Source organism: Myxococcales bacterium, assembly GCA_016712525.1.
Lineage (GTDB): Bacteria > Myxococcota_A > Polyangia > Polyangiales > Polyangiaceae > JAAFHV01.
The window spans coordinates 2,400,560-2,425,257 of sequence record JADJQX010000001.1 but is presented as its reverse complement, the minus strand read 5'-3'; the positions used below and the strand labels follow the sequence as shown (position 1 = coordinate 2,425,257).

Below are 24,698 nucleotides of genomic sequence, written 5' to 3'. Positions count from 1 at the left end.
GCGCGAGCGCGATGGTGAGCGGCGCGCTCCTCTATTTTTGGCCTTCGGCAGGCGCGCCCCGGACCGTCTCGTTCGGGGTCGTGCCTGCCCAGGGCGGCGGCTTCGTCTCGGCGGGCGCCCGCTTCTGAGGCGATCGGCGCGCCGGTCCCGCTACTTGGCGCCGCGAAGCTTCGCCGACGCGGCGAGCGCCTCCTGCCTCACGCGCATGATGTTGCCGAGCGGCCTGTGGTCGGCGACACCGTGCCACGGGTTCCACGAGAGCGCGTCGCACGTGGCCTCCTCGTCGGGGGTCGCGTTGCGGTCGACGACGACCATCGCGACCCGCGTCCACGGCGAGTCCTGCTCGCGCCACTCGACCGACGTGTCCTCGATCGGCTGCGCCTGCGCGGCGAGCATCGCCGCGTCGTGCCGCTGGAACTGCACGCGCACCTCGAGGCAGAGCGGCCCCTCGGCGAGCGCCTTCTTCACGCCGCGCGGGCCCGTCGACATGTAGTTCGGATCGCCTTTTTTCCCGGGGGTTCCGAGGGGCTCTCCCCCCGGGAAGACGAAGTCGGCGAGCTCTTGTTTGCCGCCCCTCACCGGCGTGCACGTCCCCTTCCCTCCCTGCCCCGAGTACCGCCCCGTCGTGATGGAGACCTTGATCGCCTCGCGCGGGCTCCCATCGGCCTCCGTGCCGAGCGCGATCGCCCCGCCGGAGAAGAACGTCTGCGCGAGGACGCCGTCGTGCGACTTCGTGCTCGTCACGACCTTGTGCACCAGCGTCGACGCGACGCGCGGGTTCGCGACGAGGTACGTGAAGAAGCCCTTGAGGGCGCCGAGCTTCGCGGTGCCCTTCGCCGACGCCATGTTCGCCTGCGCGACGCCGAACGCCGCGAACGCCTCGGAGCTCGGCGCGGGGGTGGTCGCGCCGTTCGTGAGGAGAATGTCCTGCGTGTCGCGCTCCTGCACGAAGAACTTGGGACCGTTCGGGAGCCTCGGCCCGGAGACGCCCAGGATCTTGAGCGCGAGCCCTCGGACGTCGACCTCGCCGTCGGGCCGCGTACGTCCGCCGACACCGTTCGACCATCGCACCCAGACGTCGTAGGGCTCCGGGTGGTCGGCCAAGATCCCGACCTTGAGCGACGCGAGGCTCGTGCCCTCGGGCAGCTTCGAGCGCGACGCGAGATCACTCGGCACGTCCACGTACATCTTGGCTTTGGTGCACGCGTGCGGCTTCGCGTGAAAGGCGCGTTCGAGCTTGCCGTCGTTCTGCTCGAGGAGGCGCTTCTGGATCGACTGCATGTCGCTCGCGAGCTTCCCGAACTGCTCGGCCTCGCCCGGGAGCACGTTCTCCTGACCGGCCTTCGTGGGGCGAAATCCCGAGCTCCAGCGGTTCTGGGCGTCCGGTCGGGTCCACGTGTCGGGCCCTCCCACGACGTCGGCGATCGTCCCGACCTTGCGCGCGAGCGTGTCCCAGAAGGTCGCCTCGGTCATGTTCGTGAGCGCGTCGTCGCTCGTCTCGGAGTCGTCGCCTGCCGACTCCGCCGAGCAGGCCACCACGCTCGAAGCGACCGCCAGCGTGACGAAGGCCGGGAGCACGAAGCCCCGCGCTCGCACCGCAACACCATGAATCGATACGTATTTTCGCAATCTCATCGCCGCCGGCTCCTTCTCGCGGGGCGCCGGGCACCGACGCCGTCTCCGCGGGGGACACTGTTCGCCGAGGCGGCGCGAGCCACCATGGGACGAATGACCCATGCGGGGTGCTCTCAGGGCCACGACCGAGGCCCCCGGGTCGACCGGGTCGAGCCGTCGCCTCTCAAGCCTCGAGGGTGGGCACGACGAGCTCGTTGCGCACGGCGAAGAGCGCCGCCGCAGCGCGCGTCGAGACGCCGATCTTCGCGTAGATGTTCTCGACGTGGTGCTGCACGGTCCGAGGGGCGATCCGGAGCGCCGCCGAGACCTCCTTGTTCGTGAGGCCACGGGCGAGCTTCACGAGCACCTCGACCTCGCGCGCCGTGAGCCCGTGCGACGGGGGCTCGCTCTTCGCCTGCGTGTGCCCCGCGGCGGCGAGCACGTCGGCCACGGCGCGGGGGCATAGCTCCCCTCGTGACGCACATCCCCGAAGCTCCTTTTCGGCCGCGGCGGGCCCCAGCGCCGCGCGGTGGGGGCGCTCTTCGAGCATCGCCCGGTAGGCGTCGGCCACCGCGAGCCTGCGCGCGAGGCGCTCCGCGGCAGGTGGCACGAGCCCCGACGGATACCCGCTCCCGTCGCAGCGCTCGTGGTGCAGCCCGACCGCGCGCGCCTCCGCCGACAAACCGGGGACCTTGGCGAGGATGCGCGCCGAGAGAAACGCATGCATTTTGCACTGTTCACTCTCGGCGGCGTCGAGCGGCCCTCGCTTCTCCCAGATCCCGTTCGGCACACCTACGATCCCGATGTCGTGCAGGAGAGCGGCCCGGTAAGCCACCTTTCCCTCGAGCTCACCCTCTCCCGACGCCTCGGTGGCGCGCCGAACGAGCCGCGCGACCCCCTCCGAGTGCCCGAGGAACCACGGCGACTTCAGATCGGCGTACCGCGCGAACGCCACGGCGATCGTGTCGAGGTCCGAGACACGCGCGCGCGGGAAGGGCTCGGCGTCGAGGTAGGCGTCCCACGTCGATTCGAGCGCGAGCACGCTGGCGAGCGGCTCCGGCTCGCGGAGGACCACGCGAACGATCTCGGGATCGACGGTGCGCCCCGACGTCTTCGAGAGGCCCTCGAGCGCGGAGACGAAGCCCCCTCGACGCGCGCCGATCTCGAGGCCCTGCGCCGCGTGCAGCAGCCGAGCCGAGACGGCGATCCCGTCGCCCGTGAGACCACGCGGCGAGCCACCGCCCGAGTACCGCTCGTAGATTTGGGAGAGGGCGCGCGTCACCTCGTCACCGAGGCCGAGGTCCGCGCTCAAGCTGGAGGCCTGATCACAGTGTGCCGCGGCGAGCTCGTGACCCGCGCTCGGAGACGAGAGCACGCGGCCGATCGCGAGCGCACGCGCACCGAACGACGCGTCTCGGCGGAGATCCAAGCTGCGCGTCGCGACCCCGATCGTGTCGCGAGGATCCGTGCCCTCGAACGTACGAAGGACGTCGTGATCGTCTCCCGCGCCGAGGTGCGCGGCCTCGTGGGAGAACGCCGTGCACCCGAGGTGGCGCAAGAGGGCCACGTAATACGTCGTCGAGAGCGCGTCCCCGCGCTGCCCGAGCAGCTCGCCGAGGCGCGTGGCGACGAGGCACGTCCGCACCGAAGTCCCCATGGGGACACCGGCGGCGAGATCGGTCGCCGACGCGAGCGCCCCCAACACCTCGGCGAGGCGGAGGCTCATGCGGTGCTGTCGGGTGCGTGACGGGTCATGGTCCTCTGCACGGGCAGCGTTGCACCCTCCGGGCGCCGAGGTCCATGGGGCGAACGTCCCATGCCTCCTCAGAAGGCGGCTATCTCTTCGATTCTACGAGAGATTCAGAGGCGCACGTCGATGTAGAGGCCGCGCCGGAGCTCCTGCAACCAGAGCTTGCGTTGACGCTCCATTTGCTCACCGTAGGCCCGGTCGAGCATGGCGTCTTTGACCTCGTCGTACTGCGGGATGTGCGCGCCGTCGCGGAGCTGCACGATCAAGATCGCCTCGTTGCCGAAGCGGAGCGGCTCTCCCGTCTCGCCGGCCTTGAGCTTCTGGACGATCTCGCGGAGCGGCGGAAAGAGGGCTTGGAGCGGCTGGGGCCCGCGCGAGCCGCAGGTCGCCTTGGTCTGCGTGTCGTCCGAGTACTCTTTGACGAGCTTGCAGAAGTCCTCGCCGCGGCGCGCGCGCGTCACGAGCTCTCGGGCGAACGTCTCGCGGACCTGGATGTCCTGGTCGGTGGCCCCGGGCTGGATGCGCAGCGCCAGGATCCTCGGCTCGGCCACCGCGTCGCCTCCCGAGTCGCGGATCCAGCGGTTGTACGTGGCGCGCGCGTCGGCCTCGGTGACACGCACGCGGCCGCGCACGCGGAGCTGAATGAGCTTTCCTTCGAGGAGCTGGCGGCGAATCTCGTCGCGGTAGTCTTGCTCGGAGAGGCCCTGGCGCTGCGCCTCGTTCAAGAGATCGGGCACGCTGATGCGCTGCGAGGCGGCGACGTTCTTGATGCCGTTGTCGACCTCCTCGGCCGACACGGAGATGCGCGCCTTGTCGGCCGCGATCTCCTCGAGGCGGTCATCGATCATGCGCGTGAGAAGCTCGCGGATCTTGTCCGACTCGGCGGCGGCTTGCTGCGCGGCCGTCGGGTTTTGGGCCGCGATGGCCATGAGGTGCGGGCGCGCGCGGTGCCGGAGCTCCGAGAGCAAGATGGGCCTGTCGCCGATGACCGCGACGACGCGCTCGACGATGGCGGCCTCGGCCACACGCTCGTGACCGCCCCCGACCGACGCCGCGAGCCCGAGCCCGAGGGCCCCGGCGACCATCCAACGAACGAAGCGCTTCATACCGAGGTCGGACCTAGCACGAACGCCCCGAGCCGAGAACCGAGACGTCCGCTGCGGACATGAACGTCCATTCAGTTCTTCGGTCGACGACGCGAACGCTCGAGCCCGACGCGCCCACGTTGGCGACGAAAGCCCATCCGACATCCGGACATTTCGGACGCCCACGTTCCGAGCTAGAGGCAAACGAGGAGGTCTCGTTCATGTCGCTTCGTCTCGTCCTCGGAACCCTGGGTGTCGCCCTCGCGCTCGGCGCCTGCAGCAGCACCACAACCACCACCCCGGAGACGGACGCGTCGACCGCCGACGCGACCACGCCCGACGGAGGCAGCGACTCGAGCACGGGCCCCGCGAAGACGTGCCCCACGGCCGTGCACAAGACCGTCGTCATCGTGGGCGACTCGATCTCGGACGTCGGGAGCGGGGAGACGCTCGACCAGCAGACCCCGTTCTACCGCACGCTGCTCGCCCAGAACGACGACGAGCGCTACCCCGCCTGGAAGGGCTTCGATCTCGCGACGTGCTGGAAGATCGACCCGAAGACGGCCGTGGTGAAGGTCTCCAAGGGAGGCGCCATCGCCACCCAGAAGTCGGACGGCAACCGCTCCATCCTCTTCGACCAGGTGAAGAGCCTGCCCGCCACGCTCGAAGGGCCCGTGCTCGTCGTCGGCTCGATCGGCGGCAACGACGTGCTCGCGGGCCTTCAAAACGTGCTCTTCGGCGACACGGCGAAGGCCCAGGCCGACGTCGAGGCGTACGCGAAGGGCTTCGGCGCGGCGATGGAGGAGCTCACGAAAGAAGGGCGCTTCGGCGCCGGCGTGAAGGTCGACGTCCTCATGACGAACATCTTCGATCCGAGCGACGGCACGGGGCGCTTCCGCTTCACCCCCGAGAACCGCAAGTGCACCGGCTCGTTCTCGCTCTGGCCCGAGGGGCAGCCCACCGAGCCCGCGCTCGTCCAGTGGAACGCGGCCATGACGGCCGAAGCCGCGAAGTACCCGGGCGTGAAGCTCCTCGACCTCAAGGCCCTCTACAAGGGTCACGACGTGAACCAGCCCGCCGAGGCGAACTGGTTCTACAAAGACTGCATCCACCCGAACACCCCGGGCCACGAGGGCATCCGAGGCCTCTTCTGGAAGGGCATCGTCGACCTGAAGTAGGGCGGCGCGTGCGCGTGGGCCGAGGGACGTGTGCTACGCCTCGTACGTGAGGTCGCCCCGCCCCGTCGCCCACGATGCCCCCGCCATGAACGCGCCTCTACGCGTCTCCCGCTGGGCTCACGTTCCGTCGGTCACGCCGAGCCGTAGACCCTTCACTCACGGCTACGCGTCGCTGTCGTTCGTCACGAGCGGGAGCGCGCGTATGGAGCAGAACGGCGAGAACGTCCTCCGCGAGGGTGACGTCATGCTGGTGCCCGCGGGCATGCCCCATCGGATGCTCGAGGCTCGTCGACCCGAGTGTTGGGGGCTCGCGTTCCAGACGCCCGGCCTCATCGCGGACGGCTCCGCGGCGCTCCTCGCCCCGTTCGAGCGCGTCCGTGATGGTGGGTCGCCCGTCGTGCGAGTGCCGCCATCACGCCACGCCTACCTCGAGGGCCTCTTCGTGGAGCTCGACCGCCTCGGCCGAGAGCCTGGCCTAGCTCACGTCGGCTTCGAGGCGATCCAGCAGAGCCTCCTCACCCTCGTCCTGGCCGAAGTCCACCGAGCTCACGTGGCCGACCCGCGGCCGAGGGTCGCGGGTCGCGGCGTGGTGGGAGAGGCGCTGCGCTTCATCGAACGGCGGTGCCTCGGACCACTCACCGCACGCGACGTGGCCGCTGCCGTCGGGCGTACACCAACCTACATCACGGCGGCGCTCACGAAAGCGACGGGGCGCTCGGCGAGCGCCTGGATCCTGGCAGGACGGATGGCGGAAGCGCGCCGCCTGTTGCTCCATTCGGACGAGCGGATCGACATCGTCGCCGAACGTGTCGGGTACGCCGACGCAACCCACTTCATTCGGATGTTCCGCCGCACCCACGGCGTCACGCCGGCCACCTTCCGAGCGTCCGGAGGGCGCGCGTCGACGGCGTTCGGCGATAGGTGACAGGCTCGGTGCGCGCCTCCCTCAGGCTGCGCCGCAGCTCTCCATCGTGAGCTCGAGGTTCATCATGCTCGCAGCCTGCACACCGGCGGCGGCGGCGAAGATCGCGCCCTGCATCCGCGTGGTGAGATCTCCCGCGGCGAAGATCCCGGGGATCGACGTCTCCTTGCGCATCGGGTCGACGCGAACGTAGCCGTCGTCGTCGAGGGCGAGCCCGAGCGCGCGGACGACGTCGACGTGGCGCTGGGGAGGGTGCGCGAAGAGCGCGTCGCAGGCGATGGTCACGCCCCCCTCGAGCACGATCGACGCGAGCTTGCCCGAGGCCCCTTCGAGCCGAGCGATCGGCGCCGTCTGGACGCGCACCCCGCCGGCCGCGAGCTTCTCCAGGGCCTCGGAGGCGAGCTCGACCTCTCCGTTCGTGAAGACCGTGACCTCCGACGTCCACCCTCGGAGCTGGAGGCCGAACGGGACGAGATGCCCTAGGTGCTCCGCGCGCGCCAAGTAGCCCCATCGGCGGTCTCTCGCCTCCCAACCGTGGCAATACGGGCACTGGAAGATGGAGTGTCCCCAGTGCTCGCGAAACCCATCGATCGCGAGGGTCTCGTCGATCATCCCGGTGCACAAGAGGACTCGCCGGGCCTCGACCGTGACCGTGGGCAGCCGCACCCGAAAGGCGCCGCGTGGGCCCGAGATCTCCTCGACGAGCGCGTCACGAAGCTCGACGTTCGGGTAGGTCGCGAGCTCGGCCCGCGCGATCTTTCGGAACGCGTCGGGGGGTGTCCCGTCTCGGGTGACGAAGTTGTGGAGGTGCACGGCGTTCGCGTTCCTTCGCGGCCCGGAGTCGCAGAGCAACACTCGCTTTCGCGCGCGGCCCAAGGCGAGCGCCGCCGCATGGCCCCCAGGCCCCCCACCCACGATGACGACGTCGTACGGCATTCGGATTCTCCTCGTTTCGTGGCGGCGCACGCGACCGAAGTGACCGCGGCGATCTCGCCTGGCCGAACGTAGCGCGCGCGGTCGTTGTCGGGAGGGCGAGCCCTTCGCGAAAATCGGCGCCACCTTCGATCGGCGCAGGAACGAGCGCCCGACGGGAATGGCCCGACGCCTTGGGGGGTTCTCCGTTCGATCGCGCCTCCCGAGGGCGCTCTCCTCGCGACGGCCCAAGCCCGGCGAGAGGTTAGGGGTCCCATCCCCGTTCGAGGAGAGTCCGACCGATGTGGAGCGCCGTCGCACTGGGCCTGGTCGTCTTGGGGCACTCTCCCGAGCTCACTAGCCTCTCGTCCACGCCTGCCATCGACACGCTCGGCCTCTTCGCCGACCGGGCCCACGGCGAGCCCGAGCCTCCCGCTCGTCTTCGCGCCGAGACCGACGACGACGGTTGCGAGCTCTTTCGCCGAGACTGGCTCGACGCCCCCTGGCTCGGCCTCCCCGAGGCTCTCGTCCTGGGCGGCTCGCACATCGACGCACACGGCGTCGAGACACCGTACGAGCAGATCCCGCGGCGGTGGGACGTCGACCCCGACTACGAGGGCTACCGCTACCCCGTCGCCCGTGTGCCCGGCTGGCCCTCGGTCATCTCCGGGTACGACCTCGACCTCCCCAACGCGATGCAGCGGCGCGGAACGATGCACGCGGTGGGTCACGGAGGCGTGGATCTCGCCCAAGCGATGGGGGCCCCGATCACCATGGTGCCCCTCACCCACCAAGTGGGCGACGCCGTGGTGGTCTACGTGGGCCCGCTCTTCGGCAACACGGTGGTCACCCGCCACAGGCTGCGCGAGGGCGGCGGACAACGGGATTACGTGCTCCTCTTCGGTCATCTCAGCGAGGCAGCGCCGGCGATGCGACGCGGTCACGAGGTGCGCGAAGGCGAGCTCGTGGGCCTCGTCGGAGACAGCGACTCGCCGAACCTCGTCCACCTCCACCTCGAGGCCCGCCGTGTGCGCGACGGCGTCGACGCGAGCAAGCTCGGCCCCGACACGATCCTCTCGCGCACGACCGTGACCGATCCGCGCAACGTGCTCCCCCCTCGCGACCCGGGGCGAAGATCCTCGTCGTGCCGCCTGCGCCCCTACCGAGCGGCCCTCGGTGCCTTCACATTGTCCGCACCCGGGCCGCTCTTTCTCACGATTCCGTAGGGAGACTCGCCCGTCACGCCGAGGGCCCGTCATGACGCGCTCTCCGCCTCGCGATGCGTGAGCTACGCTTCCCCCCTCTCATGGAGACGAGGCTCCGCGATCCAGGAAAGCGACTCGCGCGCCGCGCCGAAGTGATGGTGGCGGCGTCGGTGGCGCTCGTGCTCGCGGCCACCCTGTTCCCGTTCCATTTTCGGTTCGATCTGGCGCATCTTCTCGAAAAGTCTCGAGAAATCGAGTGGGAGATTTACTACACCGATCGCCCCGGGCACGTGTCGATCGACCGCGATCTCTTGCAGAACCTGGTGCTCTTCATGCCGCTCGGCGCGAGCCTCGGAGCCCGCGCGGCGGCCCCGCGACCGCGTCGTGACGCGCTCTCCGCGCTCGCCTTCGGTGCGGCGCTCTCCATCACGGTGGAGCTCCTGCAGCTCCTCACCGAAGAGCGCGTTACGCAGCTCGCCGACGTGTGGCGCAACGCGGTAGGCGCGTGCCTCGCGGCGCTCGTTGTGTCGGCCGTGCGCGCGCGGAAAAATCGCGCCTCTCTGTAGCAGCTCGAGCGTGCGCGAAATCCGTGCACGTTGGCCGTGACGGCATGCGAAGGGCCCGTTACCCTCCGCCGCCTCATGAAGCCGCGCATCGTCCGCTCCGCCGCCCTCCTCGCGCTCCTCGCCTTCGTCGGCTGTGCCACCACCGAGGGGCCCGATCGCGGCGCCGCGCGCACGAACACCCCGACCGAGACGGGTGGGCTCGTCGCTCACGTCGCGCACGACGACGGCCGCGTGGACGCCCCTTCGTTCGTGTGGGTGAGCCGCAGCGCCGAGGACCGCGCGAGCGCTCCGTTCGCGACGCCCGAAGCCGCGACGACCGCCACCCTCCTCGCCCTCCGTCAGAAGCTCCACCTCTCGAAAGAAGCGCTCGCGGCGATCGAGGCGCCCGTCGTGCACGACGCGGGGGGCTTCGCCATCGTCACGAAGGTCGTCCAGCGCGTGAACGGGCGCGAGGTGTTCCGTGGCGCCGCGAACGTCGTGCTCCGTCGGGACCTCGAGCCCGTGTCGTTCTCGGGGCAGCTCGCCCCGTCGCTCGAGGGCAGCCTCACGCCGTTCACCGTGGGGCGCGAGCCCGCGCTCGCCTTGGCTTTCCGCGCCGTCGTGGGGCACGACCTCGACACGTCACGCGTGCTCGAGGCCTCGACCGACGGCGACACCACGACGTTCGAGTCTCCGCTCTTTGCCCAGCCCGTGCGCGTGAAAGAGGTCTTTTTCCCCGAGCGGGGGCGCGTCGAGCCGGCGTACCGGGTGGAGCTCTTGCTCGCCTCGGGCGAGTCGCGCTCGGTGGTCGTCTCGGCCGAGGACGGGCGTGTGCTCTTCACGAACGATCTCCGCCGCTACGAGGCCAACCAGTACCGCGTCTGGGCGAGCCCCGAGACGCTGATGCCCATGGACGGCCCCCACGGAAACGGGTTCGCGCCACACCCGACGGGCCGCGCCGACGGCACGAAGATCACCTACGTCCCGCCGCAGCTCGTGACGCTCCAGAACTTCCCCTTCTCGAAGAACGACCCATGGCTCCCCGCCGGCGCCACCGAGACCCGCGGAAACAACGTCGACGCCTACTCCGACGTGGTGAGCCCGAACGGCTTCTCCGCGAGCTCCGCGGACACCCGCGCCACCGCTACCGCGCCCGGAGTGTTCGACTACACGTACGACACGCAGGCCTCGCCGAACGCGACGCCCGAGTCGGTGCGCGGCGCCGTCACGCACCTCTTCTACGTCGCGAACTTCATGCACGACTGGATGTATGATGCAGGTTTCGACGAGAAGTCGGGGAACCACCAGGCCGACAACCTCGGCCGCGGGGGCCGAGGCAACGATCGCCTCCTCATCGAGGCGCAGGACTACAGCGGGCGAAACAACGCCAACGCGGCCACTCCCGCCGACGGCTCGTCTCCGCGCGTGCAGATGTACGTGTTCGCCGGTCAGACCACGGGCAGCCTCGTCGTCGAGGCGCCCGCGAGCGTAGCGGGCACGAAGAACGTCGGCATCGCAGGAGCGTTCGGCAAAGACAAGTTCGTCACGAACGGCCCCGTGGTCATGGCGCTCGACTCCGGCGCAGACGACAAAGACGGCTGCGAGAACATCCTCAACGCGACCGAGCTCAAAGACAAAATCGCCCTCGTTCACCGCGGAAATTGCTCGTTTTCGCAGAAGGCGCAGAAGGTCCAGGCCGCCGGCGCCATCGGCGTCATCGTCGCGAACGTGGCGAGCTCTTCGTCCCCTGGGACGGCGCCCTACATGGGCGGTCAGGCCGGAGACGTGACCATCCCCGCGCTCTCGTTGAACCTCGCGGACGGCCAGGCCCTCGAGGCGGCGATCCCCCAAGGGGTCACCGTGACCATGCGAAGGCAGGGCACGAGCGATCTCGACGGCGGGCTCGACACGGCCATCGTGGCGCACGAGTGGGGTCATGTGCTCTCGAACCGCCTCGTGGGGAACGCCGACGGCCTCACGACGAACCAAGCCGGTGGCCTCGGCGAGGGCTGGGGCGATTTCGTCGCGCAGCTCCTGATGGTGCGCCCCGACGACCTCAGCGCCCCTCAGGGCGCGGGATGGGCGGGCGCCTATCCCACAGGTACCTACGCGACGAGCGGCTCCGGCGACGACGCGTACTTCGGGATCCGCCGCCAGCCCTACTCGACCGACATGAAGAAGAACGGGCTCACGTTCCGTCACATCTCGGACGGCGAGGCCCTCCCGAAGGACGTGCCCACCTCGTTCGGCGAGGACGGGAGCAACAACTCCGAGGTGCACGCGACGGGCGAGGTGTGGGCCCAGATGCTCTGGGAGTGTTACGCCGCGCTGCTGTCGGACCCGCGCTACACCTTCGCGCAGGCGCAAGAGCGCATGAAGAAGTACCTCGTCGCGAGCCTCAAGGCGACCCCGGTCGACCCGACGCTGCTCGAGGCGCGCGACGCGCTCATCGCCGTGGCCTACGCGACCGACGAGGGCGATTTCCAGGCGTTCTGGAAGGCCTTCGCCAAACGCGGCGCGGGCGTCGGCGCCACGGGCCCCGGAAAAACGAGCTTCGACAACAAGGGCACCAAGGAGAGCTTCGTCGTCGGGAACGAGATCGAGGTCGTGTCGGCCGTGCTCACGGACGACGCCATCACGTGCGACAAGGACGGCATCCTCGACGCCGACGAGGTCGGCTCGGTGGAGCTCACCATTCGCAACGCCGGCGCCGGGACCCTCGAGAAGACCCGCGCCAAGCTGTCGACCAAGGCCGAGGGGGTCGCGTTCGCCGACGGCGGCGAGCTCGTCATGCCGAAGCTCAAGCCCTTCGAGATCGGCAAGGCCAAGCTCAAGGTCACCGCGCGAGGGGTTCGCCCCATCGGGGACGTCGAGGTCGAGATCGCGATCGACGATCCGACGCTCGCCGTTCCCCGCACCATCCCCGTCCGCGTCCCCACGGTGCGCGACGCCGACGAGGCCGACGGCGCGTCGACGAAAGACGAAGTGCAGACCAAGGGGACGAGCTGGGTCGTCGCGGGCAAGGACCGCACGGGCACGAGCCAGAAGTGGTCGCGCGTCTACGTCGGCAAGAACGCGTACTGGAGCATCCCCAACGCGGGCGAGCCGGCGGATCACAAGCTCACCTCCGCCTCGTTCAAGGTGGAAGGCGACGCGTTCGGCCTCAAGTTCAAACACAGGTTCGCGTTCGAGTCCGACGCGCGACGCAAGAAGGACTTCGACGGCGGCGTCGTCGAGGTCAGCCTCGACGGAGGCACCACCTGGAAGGATGCGTCGGAGTACGGCCCTGTCGACTACAACGTCACGCTCGACAACGACACGCAGGGTACGAACCCCCTGAAGGGCAGGAAGGCCTTCGGCAACAAGAGCGAGGGGTATCCCGACGTCTGGCGCGAAGAGGTCATCAAGCTCCGCACGGGGCCCGCCGAGGCCGTGCAGATCCGCTTTCGCCACGGCGCCGACGACAACGCCGTCGACAAGGGCTGGGACATCGACGACATCGAGCTCACCGACGTGGCCTCCAAGCCATTCTACGCGTTCGTCGCGCACCGCGATCTGTGCGACGAGAACGGCCCCAAGGTGAACGCCGGCGCCGGCAAGACCGTACCCCCGCGCACCCAGGTCACGCTCGCGGGCACCGGCACACACCCCACGAATGCCCCGCTCACCTACATGTGGTCGCAGGTCGAAGGGCCCGAAGTGACCCTCGACGGCAAAGACTCGGCGAACCTCGTGTTCGTCTCTCCGGACGTCACCGCGGACACGAAGCTCACCTTCGTCCTCCGCGCCCACGACGGGGCCCTCCTTAGCGCGGGCTCACGCGTGGACGTGACGGTGTCGCCTACGCTCGACGCGGTGCCCACCGTGTCGGGAGGCTGCGGCTGCCACACGGCCGAAAGTCGCGGAGAGAGCGCGTTCGCCACGTTCGGCCTCGCTGCCCTCGTGCTCGGAGTCGTCCGCCGACGCCGCGCGCGCTGACGCGAGGCAAACACAGTGGGGAGCGCGAGCGGCTGCCGCGAGCGCCTTGGATAGGAAAAGAGGCCGACGATTCGTCGTCGGCTTCTTGGTGCGCGCTCGGCAAGCAGGGTCGAGCGCGCCTTTCCTCCGCCCGAAGGTTGAGGTAGCACGGTCGCCCGCGCGGATGGACCGCGCGCACGAGGGAGGACGACGTCATGGCGAGCGTGAGCACGTACCTGAACTTCATGGGCACGACCGAAGAGGCCTTTGCATTCTACAAGTCGGTCTTCGGCACCGAGTACGTCGGGCCCATCCACCGCATGAGCGACGCGCCTCCCATGCCCGGCGCGCCCCCCATGAGCGATGCGGAGAAGAAGCTCGTCATGCACGTCGCGCTCCCGATCCTCGCGGGACACGTCCTCCACGGGACGGACGCCCTCGAGAGCATGGGCCACAAGCTCGTGGCCGGGAACAACTTCAGCATCAACCTCGCGCCCGACACGCGCACCGAGACCGACGCGCTCTTCGCCAAGCTCTCCGCGGGCGGCAAGGCCGAGATGCCGCTCATGGACATGTTCTGGGGCTCGTACTTCGGCACCTGCGTCGACAAGTTCGGGGTGCGCTGGATGTTCAACTGCGAAGAGAAGAAGGCCTGATCGTCGACGAGCGTCGGCCATGTCTCCGCCGTGAGGCATGGTCGAGGCGGCCCTCGACTACGGGGCGTAACTCCTCGGAACTACTCTAAGAAAGGGCCCTACAGCCCAGGCCCCACCTGCGACGCCGGCGCCACCTTGGGGCCAAGGGTGTGGGGAGACGGCGGACGCCGAAGGTGCGCGACGAGGAGCAGCGCAGCCTGCAGGGCGAGCCCGCACAACACCACGGCGATCGGAGGGTGCCTCGTCACCCACGATCCCGTCGGCTCCCGCGGTGGCGCCAGCCGGCGAAGGTTTTCGAGCTCGAGCTCGAGGGTGCGCTTCTCTTCGAGCAGCAGCCGCTCCCGTTCTTCGAGCCCATGGAGGCCACGAAACGGATCCATCAGAGCTGCCCTGCGGCGCGGTCGGCCTCGGCCTGAACGGCGCTCGAGGCCAACATGGATCGTGTGCACGCCCCCGTGAGGCCCAACACGAAGACGACGAGCCACCACGCCTGACCGCTGCCGCGTGGGCGCGGTCGACGAGCGGCCCCTTGGCGCAGCTCGACCTCCGCGACGAGCCTATCGCGCTCGGCCCGCAGGTTCTTCACCTCGGTCTCGAGGGCCTCGACGCGAGCCAAAATCCAAGCCGAGTCCGACATCTCTCTCTCACGCTAGCGCGCAGACGCGAGGCCGAGGAAGCTCCTCGCATGCGCGTGCCCGTTCGACATGCGCCCTCAACGAAGGTCGTAGAAGAGCCGACCGCTGGAGTTACCGGACGGGAGATTGCAGGTCCCCGCGGCGTTCGCCTGGTACATCGTGAGGTCCATCGTGATCCGGAACACCTTGGTGGTCGGGTTCCATGTAACCTGCATGTTTCGGAGGGAGTCCGACACGGGGCGCACGAGGCCGAGAGAGAGGAGCTTCGTCGCCTCTTCGATCTCGCTCGCCGGCGCCATCATGTGGCGCCCCATCTCGACCCCAGCCGTCCATGCCTTCTGCGCGTGAAGGATCGTGGGCTGGCGGAAGCGCATCGTGCCGTCCCCCTCGACGATGACAGCGCCGAAGGGGCCGATGGGGGCGCCTGCGAGCGTGCCCATCCCGGTCGCGAGGTCGAACTCGACAGGGACCCGGCTTGCGTTGGGGAACGAGCCGCTGAAGCGGCAGCACGAGATCTGGCCCATCGTGACCGTCTGTGCGCTGGCGGGGCAGCCCGCGTTTGGGAGGGGGATCGTGCCGACCCAGCTGTGCTCGACCAAGCCGCCTACCGTGCCGCGGAGGATTCCATCCACGCCGGGCATGACGGGCGTGGCGCCACCGTCCGTCGCGCCGTCCGAGGCGCCGTCGAGGGAAGCGTCGGTCGCCGCGTCGACGTCGGCGTCGGCGAGCGTCGCGTCGGCCGCTGCGTCCGTGGGCGCGGGGCCAGCGTCCGGTGCGCCCGTCCCCGTCGCCGTTCCCGTCGGCACCGGGGTCGTCGACGTGCTCGTGGGCGAGGCGTCAGGTGTCTCGGGATCGTCGATGCCCACACCCTCGATCACGGTGCAGGCCGCTCCCCCAACCACGAAGAGCCCGAGCGCGAGCGCCGTCACGCTCCGCCCACCCACCCGACCGACATATCCCCCACGCGGCATGTTCGAACGCATAGCCAACGACCGTAGCAGCGCCGACTTCGCGGACCACTCGCATTCCCTCGAGGTCTACGAACGGGTGACACGGGCCTCGGCCCAGAGCTCGCCGACCACGCGCGCACAAAAAGCCAAAAGCCACCTCGCGTACGAAGTGGCCTCGGGCAAAGATGGTGTCGAGCGATCAGCGCTTCGAGTACTGGAAGCGCTTGCGGGCGCCCGGCTGGCCGTACTTCTTGCGCTCCTTCTTGCGCGCGTCGCGCGTGAGGAAGCCGGCGCGCTTCAGCACCGTGCGCTTCTCGGGGTCGAGGAGGCAGAGGGCGCGCGAGACGCCGTGACGAACGGCCTCGGCCTGGGCCGAGTGACCGCCGCCGCGCACCGTCGCGATGACGTCGAACTGGTCGAGCGCCTCGATGAGCTCGAGGGCCTGACGCGCGATCATGCGCGAGGTCTCGCGCTCGAAGTACGAGTCGGCGCTATTGGTGTTGACCGTCATCTGGCCCGTGCCGGGCGAGATCCAAACGCGGGCGACCGCGGTCTTGCGCTTGCCGGTGGCGTACGTGCGGTTTTGAGCCTGTGCCATGGTGCTTCTCTCAGAGATTGACGGTGAGGGCCTGCGGCTTCTGGGCCGCGTGCGGGTGATCCGGCGTAGCGTAGACCTTGAGCTTGCCGAGCATCTCGCGGCCGAGGACGTTCTTCGGGAGCATGCCCTTCACGGCCTTCTCGATCGGAAACTCCGGCTTGCGGTCGAGGAGGTCGCGGTAGGCCTCGGCGCGGAAGCCGCCGGGGATGCCCGAGTGACGGTAGTAAAACTTCTTGTCGAGCTTCTGGCCCGTGAGCTTCACCTTGCCCGCGTTGACGACGATGACGAAGTCACCGGTGTCCTGGTGGGGCGTGTAGGTGGGCTTGTGCTTGCCACGGAGGACACGCGCGACCTCGCTCGCGAGGCGACCGAGGGGCTTGTCCGTGGCGTCGACCACGAACCAGGCGCGCGAGGCGATCGCCTGCTCTTTGGTAGCGGAGTAGGTGCGGCCGGCGAGCTTCTTGGGGCCGGCCTTTTCGGGCGTGGTCGACATGATGCGAAGTCCTTTTGAACCGTGTCCGAGCACAGGGGCGCTCGGGGGGGCGGGAACCTAGAAGGCCCGTTTCGCCGTGTCAAGCGGAAAGCGCCTGCCACGCCCGACCCGGGCAAATTCGTGCTCCCCAAGCGAGTGCTGCGGAGATGCGGGGCCGCTTTAGCATCCATCCCCGCGCTGTGCCCCCTCATTCGAACCCGCGGCGACAACTGGGAAAATCGCCTGTACGGCCGCGCAGATACCCCCCTGCACGGCCGCGCAGCCATGGGGGCCTGCGCCTAAGAAGGCGGGCACGGTCGGGGGACGCCCCTCGGGACCCAAAGAAACGAGCGCGGGTGCTGCTAGGGTGCAGGCCATGGTCGTCGCACGGTCGGGTTGGGTCCTTTCGGTCGGGTTCGTCCTCCTCGCGTGCTCCTCCACCTCGACTCCGCCCTCGAGCGAGACCGACGCAGCCGCCCCGGACGGTCAGGCCGGGAGGGTCGCGCAGGGGCCATCGTGCAAAGAGTACCTCCGCTGCCTCGCGAGCGTTGCGCCGGAGGCCGTCGGGCCGGCGGTGGGGGCCTACGGGCCCGAGAGCGGATGCTGGGCCAACGCCGAGACCGCGGCCCTGTGCGAGGGAGCGTGCACCGACGCGCGCGCGAAGGCGGGCTGCAACGCGGGAACCGACGCGGGGAGCGACGCGAGCACCGTCGGGCCCGACGCCACCTACTTCGTGACGTGCCTCACGGCGCTCTCCGCAGGCGACACGGCGAAGCGGTTCAACTTCATCGCCACGACGGGCCGGACCTTCCGTGCGCTGCCGACCTCGGCCACACGTGTCGATCTCGCCGAGGCGGTCGGAAGCGCGACGAAGGCCACGGAGCGCACGACCGGCCAGACGACGACCCTCTCGTTCCCTACGCCGTTCATCATCCCGGCCACGGCGAACCCGATCTCGGCGCGCGAGCTCGCGGTCGACGGCTTCGCGCTCGACGGCAAGCTCGACCAAGCCCGGTCCTGCGCCCGCATGTCGGGCACCATCACCTCCCCGATCCGCCAACCCTTCGATCCCTCCACGGACACCTGCGTCTTCGTGGCGGTCAAGCCGGGCGACGCGCTCCCTCAGGTGACCGTCGCCGAGCACGCCTGCAAGTAGAAGGGCCGGGGGACCTCTCCTCGGGCCCCGCTCATCGAGCTGTGCCTGGACCCCGTTCGTGCACGGTCGACGTTCGGGGGTGCCGTCGCGCTGTTCGACGATTCGTTCAGGCCCAAGCGCATGGCGGGCGGTCTCTAGCGGCCCGTTGATTTTCTCGTCGCCGCTGCGCCGCATCCCCCCTCCGTGTTCTCTCCGACCCCTGGGGTCCCTGACGAGGGAGGGCCGCCCCCCCCCCCCCCGGGCCCCCCCCGCCGGCCGGGCGCGGCCGCCCCACGCCCCCGCCCCGAAAATCAACAGGCTGCTGGAGAGCGTCGCGCACGGGGCTGGGCAGACCCGGCGCCGGCCGGGCCGCAGACGCCGGTCGGGGCACCGACGTTGGCGCCAAGTGTCTGGATTCGTTAATGAAACACCTCGACAACAGACACGCCTCTGGCGAGGACCAGACCGTTCCTTGCCACGCGAATCTTTCGCACGTAAACCTTTCGCCTCGAGGAGCGTGCCCATGATCTCGTTCGCACCGACCGAAGACGAAACCCTGATGCAGGCCTCCGTGGCCGAGCTCGCCGAGAAAGCGCTTCGGCCAAAGCTGCGCGACCACGAGAAGGCCCGCGCCATCTCGGAAGAGGTGAGGCGCGCCGCGTTCGAGCTCGGCCTCGGCCTCCTGTCGATCCCGGAGAGCGCCGGCGGCGCGGGGCTCGGCATGCGCACGGCCGTGCTGCTCGAAGAGGAGGTCGCGGCCGGTGATCCTGCCGCAGCGTTCGCGCTCGCGGGGCCGGGCGCGTTCGGGACGGCGGTGGTCGAGCTCGGCACCGCGGACCAGGCTGCTGCCTTGCTCGCGCCGTTCGCCGGAGATGGCGGCCACGCGCGCTTCGGAGCCGTCGCGTTCGGAGAGAAGAAGGCCCTCGCCGACCGGGCAGGGTTCGCGACCACGGCGACGAAGCAGGGCTCGACGTGGACGATCTCAGGCGAAAAGGCCTACGTGCGCAACGCCGACCGCGCCGAGGTCTTCGTCGTGCTCGCGCAGGTCGACGCCTCGGCGGGGTGGGATGGGCTCGGCGCGTTCGTCGTGAGGCGCGACCAAAAGGGTGTCTCGGTGGGCCCGAGGGAGACGACGCTCGGGCTCGACGCGGTGAGCGTGGGCTCGGTCGTGCTCGACGGCGTCGAGGTGAGCGACGAGGCGCGCCTCCTCGGCAACGGAGATTTCGCGGGCGCCCTGCTCCGCTTCGTGGCGAAAGAGTCGCTGCTCGTGGCGGCGCGCGCCGTGGGCCTCGCGCGAGAGGCCTTCGCGATCGCGCGCGACTACGTGGACACGCGAAAGGCCTTCGGAAAGCCCATTGGCCACTTCCAAGCGGTCGCCTTCACCGTGGCGGATCGGGCCATGGACGTCGAGGCCGCGCGGGCACTCGTGCAACGCGCCGCGGCCTCCTGGGACACCGGCGCGAGCGCACCCGAGTGCCTCCGCAGCACCGCCTTCGCGACGAGCTTCGCCCTCGAGGCGGCCATGCGCGCGGGCGACACCGCCGTGCAGCTCCACGGCGGCGCGGGCTTCATGCGCGACTACCCCGTAGAGAAGCTCATGAGGGACGCCAAACAGCTCCAGCTCTGCGTGCTCACCTCGGCGCAGGCCGACCAGCTCGCCGCCGCCGTCGAGGTCGGAAGGCCCATTCCGCTCGGCCTCGTGCTGCCCACCCCCGAGACCCAGTCCACCCTCGTCTGAGCGGAGCGCGCCATGAGCATCGAGTTTACCCTCTCCAAGAAACAAGAGTTTCTCCGCGAAAGCCTCCAGAACCTCACCAAATACGTCATTCGCCCGCAGAGCCTCGCGTGGGACAAGGAGCACGGCATCCCCGAGCCCTTTTTGCGCCAGATGATGGCCCTCACCCAGGGGATGAGAGAAGAGAAGAAGAGCGCAAAGGGGGAGTCGTCGAAGGGCGAGGACACGACCGGCAACTTCACCGGAATGAAGAACCTCGACACCCTCATCGTCACCGAGGAGCTCGCCTGGGGCGACGCCGCGCTTCCCTTGTGCATGCCGGGGCCCGGACTCGGCGGCCCTCCGGTCATCGGCACCGGCACCCCCGAGCAGAAGGCCCGCTATTTGGGTATCTTCAAAGACATGAGCGAGTCGCTCAAGTGGGGTGCGTATGCCCTCACCGAGCCGGGCGCGGGGAGCGACGTGGCGGGTATTCGCACGAGCTGCCGCAAAGAGGGCGACACGTGGGTCCTGAACGGGCGAAAGTGCTACATCACGAATGGCGCGCGCGCCTCGTGGAACGTGGTGTTCGCCACGATCGATCCGAGCCTCGGCCGGGCTGGGCACCGGGCCTTCGTCGTCGAGAAGGGCACGAAGGGCTTCTCGGTCGGGCGCATCGAAGAGAAGATGGGCCTCCGCGCCAGCGAGACGGCCGAGCTCGTGCTCGAGGATTGCCACGTCCCCGACGAGTGCCTCCTCGGCGGAGAGGACTCGTACCGCTCCAAAGAGGGATTCATGACGGCCATGAAGACCTTCGACAACACGCGCCCCATCGTCGCGGCCATGGCCATCGGCATCGGCCGCGCGGCCTACGAGTACGCGAGGAACTTCGTCAAAGAGAACTACGCGCTCTCCCGCCACGTGCCCCGGTACTCGGCGATCGCCGAGCGCCTCGCCAAGGTGGGCCGCAACCTCGAGGCCGCGCGCCTCGTGACGTGGCGGGCCGGGTGGATGGCCGATCAGGGGATCGCCAACGCCAAGGAGGCGAGCATGTCCAAGGCCCTCGGCGGGCAGGCCGCGATTCAGGCGTGCATCGAGGCCATCGAGATCTGCGGCGTCGAGGGCACTTTGCAGAAGGACCACCAGCTCCTCGAGAAGTGGTTCCGCGACATCAAGGTGTACGACATCTTCGAGGGCACGGGCCAGATCCAGCGCATCGTGATCTCGAAGCGCCTCATCACGGATCTCAAGTCCTTCTGAGGCGAGCGCGCCGAAACGCCGTGGAGCCCCGGTCCGCTCGCGGAGCCCGGGGCTTCGTCGTCGACGGCGTCGCCCTACGCGCGGGGGCACCGGCAACACCGGCTCGCCAACCCTCCGAGATCGAACGACAAACCTCACACGGCTCGAGCTCGACCGGTTCGCCGCTATATCCATTGTGCGCAATTAACTTGCACACAATCAAACTGGCGCTAGGTTGTCCTTCGTTGGGTCCGACGCGTCGTCGGCCACCTCGAAGGAGCCACCCCCGATGTCCCAGAACGCCCCCTCCCCCGTCCTCTACACCGCCAAAGCCACCGCGTTCGCCGGCCGTGATGGCCGCGTCGCGACCGACGACGGCACGCTGGACCTCACCGTCGCGCTCCCGCCCGGGCTCGGAGGAAAGGGCGGAGGGACGAACCCCGAACAGCTCTTCGCCGCCGGGTACGCGGCGTGCTTCGGGAGCGCGGTCGCGCACGTGGCGCGCCTCCAGAAGATCACCCCAGGCCCCGTGGAGATCACCGCCCGCGTCGACATCGGCAAGGTCGGCGAGGGGTTCGGCCTCGCCGTCGAGCTCGACGCGAAGCTCCCCGAGCTGCCCCGCGAGCAGGCCGAGGCGCTCGTCCGCACCGCTCACCAGGTGTGCCCGTACTCGAACGCCACGCGCGGCAACATCCCGGTGACGGTCCGAGTGCTATGACTCGTCGTACCGGCCCATGAGCCTCCGCCTCGACGATCAGCTCTGTTTCGCCCTCTACTCCGCGCAGCGGGCCGTCACCTCGGCGTACGGTCCGCTGCTCGCGCCGCTCGGGCTCACGTACCCGCAGTACCTCGTGATGCTCGTCCTGTGGGAAGAGGGCGAGGCCTCCGTGAAGCACCTCGGGGAACGGCTCGCGCTCGACTCGGGCACGCTCACGCCCCTCGTGAAGCGACTCGAGGCGCAAGGGCTCGTCCAGAAGGCGCGAAGCACGGAGGACGAGCGGGTCGTCGTGGTGTCCCTCACGAGCGCAGGGAAGCGTCTGAAAAAGAAGGCCGAGGGCGTGCCAAAGGCCCTCGTGTGCGCCATGGGCGACGGCATGCCCGATCTCGTGCGGTTGCGCGACTCGCTGAAGGAGCTGGCCCGAGTCGCTCGCTCCGCCGACACCTGCGGCGCCGCCGAGAGCGAGTAGCGCGACCCCGAATCGGCCGCGGTCAGCGCCGTGTCTTGAGGGCGCTCACGGGCAAAAAATAGCTCTGGAGCTTCGGACCCGAGCGGGCCACGGCGTCGGCGATGGTCACCTCGTCGAGGGAGCGCAAGAACGCCGTGAGCGCGGAGTCGAGCGCGTTGGCGAGCGCACACACGGGGGAGATGGGGCACGCACCCTCGCGGGCGTCGAAGCACTCGGCAAGCCGAAGGTCCGGCTCGAGCGCGCGCACGACCTCCCCCACCCGAATCCGGCTCGCCGGCATGGCCAACGAGAGCCCTCCGGATCTCCCTGGGTGGAGCGCGACGAAGCCTCCGTCGCGGAGCGACTGCGCGACGCGCACGAGGTGGTTCTTCGAGATGCCGTACGCGCGACCGATCTCGACGGTCGGCACGAGCCGATCCGGGTGGGTCGCGAGGTAGACGAGCGTCCGAAGGCCGTAGTCCGTGTGGAGGGTGAGGCGCACTACCCCCGGCATTACCCAAACTCACGGCCGGCACAAGCTCGCCGTCGCGCACGTCCCGGGAGCTCCCGAGCTCTTTCGGAGCCGCTCGACGTGACCCGATCGCGGCCCCGAACGAGCTTGGACGTCGTTCGTCGCGACCTGATTCAATCGAGAAAACAAGGGCTTTCGCGGTGCGCACGCCACGCTCCGTCGGCGCGTGAACGGCGCGCTCCACCCCGGGGCCACACCCCTTCGGCGCGCGGGAGAATCGGCGCTTCGTCTCCATCGTCCGAGCCGGCACGCGCGGTGCAACCCGGCCGGACATGCGCTCCCTCCTCCTCGCGTCGACCCTCGCCTTCGCCACCCTCTCGACGATCGCTTGCTCCACGCCCGACCTCACCCCCGGCGGAGAGAAGGTGATCGCGAGCCCGAACCCACCCGCGGCCAACTGCACGCGCCTCGACCGAGTCGTCGGCCGTGGCGGTGGGTCGTTCGGCGGCGAATTCGTCGCCAACGAAGACCTCATCGAGTACGCGACCAACGACGCGCGAAACCTCGCCGCCGAGCTCGGAGGCAACTACCTCCAGACCGATCCCCCTCAGCTCGGTCAAGCCGACGGCACCACGACCACGGCGACCGTGAGCGGCACCGCCTACAAGTGCCCGTGAACCTCTACGCGATCCCCAGGCGCTTCATCTTGCTCTGGAGGGTCGACGGAGGAATGCCGAGCTTCGCGGCCGCGCCAGACGTTCCGTAGATCTTCCCCCGTGATTCCTCGAGCGCGCGCTCGACGATGCGACGCTCTTCGAGCTTCACGTTCTCGAGGGCCCCTCGCTCGACCTTCTCGCCTCGCTTCTCGCGACCGCCCCGAAGAGCGAGATCGCGTGCATCGATAGGCCCCCTCTCGCGGACGATGGACGCGCGCTCGACCGCGTTCACGAGCTGCCGCACGTTGCCGGGGAACGGCGCGCGCGCGAGGGCCTCCTTCGCGTCGTCCGTGAAGGTCCACGGCCCGCGGCGCGTCCTCGCCGCGATCTCGCGGAGCGTCTCCTCGGCGATGGGCAGCACGTCCTCGGGGCGATCGCGGAGCGGCGGGATCTCGATGGGGAAGACGGAGAGGCGATAGTAGAGATCTTCGCGGAATTTCCCCGCCGAGACGGCCTCTTCGAGATCGACGTGGCTCGCGACGACGACCCGCACGTCGACCGGGACGGGCTCGTCCGCGCCGACCGGCTCGACCACGCGCTCCTGGAGGGTGCGGAGCAGCTTCGTCTGCGCCGAGAGCGACATGTCACCGATCTCGTCGAGAAAGAGCGTGCCGCCGTTCGCGGCCTGGAATCGGCCTGGCCGCGCGCGTACGGCGCCGGTGTACGCCCCCTTCACGTGACCGAAGAGCTCGGACTCGACGAGATTTTCCGGGATCGCGCCGCAATTGAGCTTCACCATGGGGCCCTTCGCGCGCCCGCTGTAGGCGTGGATCGCCTGCGCCAGGACCTCCTTGCCGGTGCCCGTCTCGCCGTGGATGACGACGGTCGAGTCCGTGACGGCGACCTGCTTCGCGAGCTGCACGACGCGCCTCATGGCGGGCGACGCGCTCGCCTCGAGCTTTCGGCACGCGAGGTCCGCTCCCCCGGCGTCGTCGACGAGGGCTCGGTTCTGCTCCTCGAGGCGCGCACGTGCCGACTCGAGCTCGAGCGAGCTCTTGGCGAAGAGCATCGCCATGGACACGACCTGCGCGTACACGTGACAGAGGGCCTTCGTGTCCTCCCCGTAGTGGCCGCACGCGAGCGCGTCGAGCGTGATGAGGCCCAAGGGCCGCTCGGCCGAGTAGAGCGGGACGATCATGCACGAGTGACCATGCGGGAGATCGAGGACGCCGTCGTACGGGTCCCCCTCGGCACCGGCGTGGTCGTGCTCGGCGAACACGGTCGGCTCGCGCACCGTGAGCGTCCTTTCGATGCTCGGGAACCGCGCGAGCGAGAGCGTGTGACGCACAACCTTGGACGCGAGGCGACCTTCGGCCACGCGGAGGACGAGCTTGTCTCCGTCGAGCTCGTAGAGGGCCGCGAGGTCGTACGGGACGACCCGCTTGAGGGCCACGAGCGCGTGCCGGTACGTGCGCTCGAGGGCCCCCGGCGAGGTCGCGTACCGGGCGAGATCCGTGAGATCGCGGAGAGCGCTCGACTCCGTCATCCCTCCTTTCGTAAGGCCGCGACGACGCCCATGCAACGGATATTCGGTGAATATGGTGCCACCGATAGAAGGGTGGCCACGACACCAAAGCCACCGACACATCGGTGGTCTCTTCACCGATAAACCGGTGAAGACCCGACCGACGTTGACGGTAAATACCTGATATTAAACAGCTCGCGACCTTGGCACGGCCGCTGCAACTCCAATCTCCGAACCCGCGGTCTGGTGGCTTCACGAGGCCCCTCAGGCACCGACCGCGCAACCCGGGGAGCCCACGGGCTCGCCCCCAAG

At 69.4% G+C, this 24,698-nt stretch carries 23 protein-coding genes; 12 read left to right on the top strand and 11 right to left on the bottom strand.

What is annotated here, in order from left to right:
* Positions 1-150: 150 nt before the first annotated feature.
* The 3 genes from IPK71_10325 to IPK71_10315 all read right to left on the bottom strand — a co-directional run bounded on the left by IPK71_10325 (position 151) and on the right by IPK71_10315 (position 4,470).
* Positions 151-1,596, bottom strand: a complete 1,446-nt coding sequence (locus tag IPK71_10325) for a hypothetical protein (protein MBK8214130.1) — start codon at positions 1,594-1,596, stop codon at positions 151-153.
* A 202-nt stretch (positions 1,597-1,798) separates the two neighbouring features.
* A complete protein-coding gene (locus IPK71_10320; GenBank protein MBK8214129.1) occupies positions 1,799-3,340 on the bottom strand; it encodes an HD domain-containing protein in 1,542 nt (513 codons plus the stop codon).
* Between the two features lie 134 nt (positions 3,341-3,474).
* Positions 3,475-4,470: a SurA N-terminal domain-containing protein gene (locus tag IPK71_10315; GenBank protein ID MBK8214128.1), complete on the bottom strand. Its 996-nt coding sequence runs from the start codon at positions 4,468-4,470 to the stop codon at positions 3,475-3,477.
* 200 nt (positions 4,471-4,670) lie between these two features.
* Between IPK71_10315 and IPK71_10310 the strand changes: the two genes are divergently transcribed.
* Together IPK71_10310 and IPK71_10305 are read left to right on the top strand one after the other, a co-directional pair.
* Positions 4,671-5,627 (top strand): SGNH/GDSL hydrolase family protein, encoded by a 957-nt coding sequence (locus tag IPK71_10310; GenBank protein ID MBK8214127.1) that lies wholly within the window; start codon positions 4,671-4,673, stop codon positions 5,625-5,627.
* 85 nt (positions 5,628-5,712) lie between these two features.
* The gene (locus IPK71_10305; GenBank protein MBK8214126.1) at positions 5,713-6,552 is read left to right on the top strand and encodes a helix-turn-helix transcriptional regulator; all 840 of its coding nucleotides are present in this window, start codon (positions 5,713-5,715) and stop codon (positions 6,550-6,552) included.
* A 21-nt stretch (positions 6,553-6,573) separates the two neighbouring features.
* Here the strand turns inward: IPK71_10305 and IPK71_10300 are convergent, their stop codons facing one another.
* Positions 6,574-7,485: an NAD(P)/FAD-dependent oxidoreductase gene (locus tag IPK71_10300; protein MBK8214125.1), complete on the bottom strand. Its 912-nt coding sequence runs from the start codon at positions 7,483-7,485 to the stop codon at positions 6,574-6,576.
* 278 nt (positions 7,486-7,763) lie between these two features.
* On the opposite strand from IPK71_10300, the gene IPK71_10295 reads away from it, so the two are divergent.
* From IPK71_10295 to IPK71_10280, 4 genes are all read left to right on the top strand, one after another.
* Positions 7,764-8,687: a M23 family metallopeptidase gene (locus IPK71_10295; protein MBK8214124.1), complete on the top strand. Its 924-nt coding sequence runs from the start codon at positions 7,764-7,766 to the stop codon at positions 8,685-8,687.
* An 80-nt stretch (positions 8,688-8,767) separates the two neighbouring features.
* Positions 8,768-9,232 (top strand): VanZ family protein, encoded by a 465-nt coding sequence (locus tag IPK71_10290; protein MBK8214123.1) that lies wholly within the window; start codon positions 8,768-8,770, stop codon positions 9,230-9,232.
* A gap of 75 nt (positions 9,233-9,307) precedes the next feature.
* Complete coding sequence (locus IPK71_10285) at positions 9,308-13,189, top strand: M36 family metallopeptidase (GenBank protein ID MBK8214122.1); 3,882 nt, start codon at positions 9,308-9,310, stop codon at positions 13,187-13,189.
* A 194-nt stretch (positions 13,190-13,383) separates the two neighbouring features.
* Positions 13,384-13,824, top strand: a complete 441-nt coding sequence (locus IPK71_10280; protein MBK8214121.1) for a VOC family protein — start codon at positions 13,384-13,386, stop codon at positions 13,822-13,824.
* A 98-nt stretch (positions 13,825-13,922) separates the two neighbouring features.
* Here IPK71_10280 and IPK71_10275 read toward each other — a convergent pair whose 3' ends face one another.
* The 5 genes from IPK71_10275 to rplM all read right to left on the bottom strand — a co-directional run bounded on the left by IPK71_10275 (position 13,923) and on the right by rplM (position 16,500).
* Positions 13,923-14,204, bottom strand: a complete 282-nt coding sequence (locus IPK71_10275) for a hypothetical protein (protein MBK8214120.1) — start codon at positions 14,202-14,204, stop codon at positions 13,923-13,925.
* Complete coding sequence (locus tag IPK71_10270) at positions 14,204-14,461, bottom strand: hypothetical protein (protein ID MBK8214119.1); 258 nt, start codon at positions 14,459-14,461, stop codon at positions 14,204-14,206. Before IPK71_10270 ends, IPK71_10275 begins: the two co-directional genes overlap by 1 nt.
* 75 nt (positions 14,462-14,536) lie before the next feature.
* Complete coding sequence (locus IPK71_10265; GenBank protein ID MBK8214118.1) at positions 14,537-15,442, bottom strand: hypothetical protein; 906 nt, start codon at positions 15,440-15,442, stop codon at positions 14,537-14,539.
* A 166-nt stretch (positions 15,443-15,608) separates the two neighbouring features.
* On the bottom strand, positions 15,609-16,007 hold the full coding sequence (gene rpsI, locus IPK71_10260; protein ID MBK8214117.1) for a 30S ribosomal protein S9: 399 nt from the start codon (positions 16,005-16,007) through the stop codon (positions 15,609-15,611).
* A gap of 10 nt (positions 16,008-16,017) precedes the next feature.
* Positions 16,018-16,500 carry a 50S ribosomal protein L13 gene (rplM, locus tag IPK71_10255; GenBank protein ID MBK8214116.1) on the bottom strand — a complete coding sequence of 161 codons (483 nt, stop codon included), beginning with the start codon at positions 16,498-16,500 and terminating at the stop codon, positions 16,018-16,020.
* Between the two features lie 355 nt (positions 16,501-16,855).
* On the opposite strand from rplM, the gene IPK71_10250 reads away from it, so the two are divergent.
* The 5 genes from IPK71_10250 (at position 16,856) to IPK71_10230 (ending at position 21,754) form a co-directional block, all read left to right on the top strand.
* Entirely contained in the window at positions 16,856-17,635 is a 780-nt protein-coding gene (locus IPK71_10250; protein ID MBK8214115.1) for a hypothetical protein, read from the top strand.
* A 502-nt stretch (positions 17,636-18,137) separates the two neighbouring features.
* A complete protein-coding gene (locus tag IPK71_10245; protein ID MBK8214114.1) occupies positions 18,138-19,352 on the top strand; it encodes an acyl-CoA dehydrogenase family protein in 1,215 nt (404 codons plus the stop codon).
* A gap of 12 nt (positions 19,353-19,364) precedes the next feature.
* A complete protein-coding gene (locus tag IPK71_10240; protein ID MBK8214113.1) occupies positions 19,365-20,588 on the top strand; it encodes an acyl-CoA dehydrogenase family protein in 1,224 nt (407 codons plus the stop codon).
* 268 nt (positions 20,589-20,856) lie between these two features.
* A complete protein-coding gene (locus tag IPK71_10235) occupies positions 20,857-21,285 on the top strand; it encodes an organic hydroperoxide resistance protein (GenBank protein ID MBK8214112.1) in 429 nt (142 codons plus the stop codon).
* Positions 21,286-21,301: 16 nt separating this feature from the next.
* Positions 21,302-21,754, top strand: coding sequence for a MarR family transcriptional regulator (locus IPK71_10230; GenBank protein ID MBK8214111.1), 453 nt, complete (start codon positions 21,302-21,304; stop codon positions 21,752-21,754).
* A 22-nt stretch (positions 21,755-21,776) separates the two neighbouring features.
* Here IPK71_10230 and IPK71_10225 read toward each other — a convergent pair whose 3' ends face one another.
* Positions 21,777-22,235, bottom strand: coding sequence for an Rrf2 family transcriptional regulator (locus IPK71_10225; protein ID MBK8214110.1), 459 nt, complete (start codon positions 22,233-22,235; stop codon positions 21,777-21,779).
* Between the two features lie 302 nt (positions 22,236-22,537).
* Between IPK71_10225 and IPK71_10220 the strand changes: the two genes are divergently transcribed.
* Positions 22,538-22,882, top strand: coding sequence for a DUF4156 domain-containing protein (locus tag IPK71_10220; protein ID MBK8214109.1), 345 nt, complete (start codon positions 22,538-22,540; stop codon positions 22,880-22,882).
* A gap of 4 nt (positions 22,883-22,886) precedes the next feature.
* Here the strand turns inward: IPK71_10220 and IPK71_10215 are convergent, their stop codons facing one another.
* Positions 22,887-24,407: a sigma 54-interacting transcriptional regulator gene (locus tag IPK71_10215; protein MBK8214108.1), complete on the bottom strand. Its 1,521-nt coding sequence runs from the start codon at positions 24,405-24,407 to the stop codon at positions 22,887-22,889.
* Between the last annotated feature and the right edge of the window lie 291 nt (positions 24,408-24,698).

Bases quoted from the DNA above. Each gene is read 5' to 3' on its own strand.
- IPK71_10320 (MBK8214129.1), bottom strand. From the start codon at position 3,340: ATGAGCCTCCGCCTCGCCGAGGTGTTGGGGGCGCTCGCGTCGGCGACC.
- IPK71_10315 (MBK8214128.1), bottom strand. From the start codon at position 4,470: ATGAAGCGCTTCGTTCGTTGGATGGTCGCCGGGGCCCTCGGGCTCGGG.
- IPK71_10310 (MBK8214127.1), top strand. From the start codon at position 4,671: ATGTCGCTTCGTCTCGTCCTCGGAACCCTGGGTGTCGCCCTCGCGCTC.
- IPK71_10305 (MBK8214126.1), top strand. From the start codon at position 5,713: ATGAACGCGCCTCTACGCGTCTCCCGCTGGGCTCACGTTCCGTCGGTC.
- IPK71_10300 (MBK8214125.1), bottom strand. From the start codon at position 7,485: ATGCCGTACGACGTCGTCATCGTGGGTGGGGGGCCTGGGGGCCATGCG.
- IPK71_10295 (MBK8214124.1), top strand. From the start codon at position 7,764: ATGTGGAGCGCCGTCGCACTGGGCCTGGTCGTCTTGGGGCACTCTCCC.
- IPK71_10290 (MBK8214123.1), top strand. From the start codon at position 8,768: ATGGAGACGAGGCTCCGCGATCCAGGAAAGCGACTCGCGCGCCGCGCC.
- IPK71_10285 (MBK8214122.1), top strand. From the start codon at position 9,308: ATGAAGCCGCGCATCGTCCGCTCCGCCGCCCTCCTCGCGCTCCTCGCC.
- IPK71_10280 (MBK8214121.1), top strand. From the start codon at position 13,384: ATGGCGAGCGTGAGCACGTACCTGAACTTCATGGGCACGACCGAAGAG.
- IPK71_10275 (MBK8214120.1), bottom strand. From the start codon at position 14,204: ATGGATCCGTTTCGTGGCCTCCATGGGCTCGAAGAACGGGAGCGGCTG.
- IPK71_10270 (MBK8214119.1), bottom strand. From the start codon at position 14,461: ATGTCGGACTCGGCTTGGATTTTGGCTCGCGTCGAGGCCCTCGAGACC.
- IPK71_10265 (MBK8214118.1), bottom strand. From the start codon at position 15,442: ATGCGTTCGAACATGCCGCGTGGGGGATATGTCGGTCGGGTGGGTGGG.
- rpsI (MBK8214117.1), bottom strand. From the start codon at position 16,007: ATGGCACAGGCTCAAAACCGCACGTACGCCACCGGCAAGCGCAAGACC.
- rplM (MBK8214116.1), bottom strand. From the start codon at position 16,500: ATGTCGACCACGCCCGAAAAGGCCGGCCCCAAGAAGCTCGCCGGCCGC.
- IPK71_10250 (MBK8214115.1), top strand. From the start codon at position 16,856: ATGGTCGTCGCACGGTCGGGTTGGGTCCTTTCGGTCGGGTTCGTCCTC.
- IPK71_10245 (MBK8214114.1), top strand. From the start codon at position 18,138: ATGATCTCGTTCGCACCGACCGAAGACGAAACCCTGATGCAGGCCTCC.
- IPK71_10240 (MBK8214113.1), top strand. From the start codon at position 19,365: ATGAGCATCGAGTTTACCCTCTCCAAGAAACAAGAGTTTCTCCGCGAA.
- IPK71_10235 (MBK8214112.1), top strand. From the start codon at position 20,857: ATGTCCCAGAACGCCCCCTCCCCCGTCCTCTACACCGCCAAAGCCACC.
- IPK71_10230 (MBK8214111.1), top strand. From the start codon at position 21,302: ATGAGCCTCCGCCTCGACGATCAGCTCTGTTTCGCCCTCTACTCCGCG.
- IPK71_10220 (MBK8214109.1), top strand. From the start codon at position 22,538: ATGCGCTCCCTCCTCCTCGCGTCGACCCTCGCCTTCGCCACCCTCTCG.
- IPK71_10215 (MBK8214108.1), bottom strand. From the start codon at position 24,407: ATGACGGAGTCGAGCGCTCTCCGCGATCTCACGGATCTCGCCCGGTAC.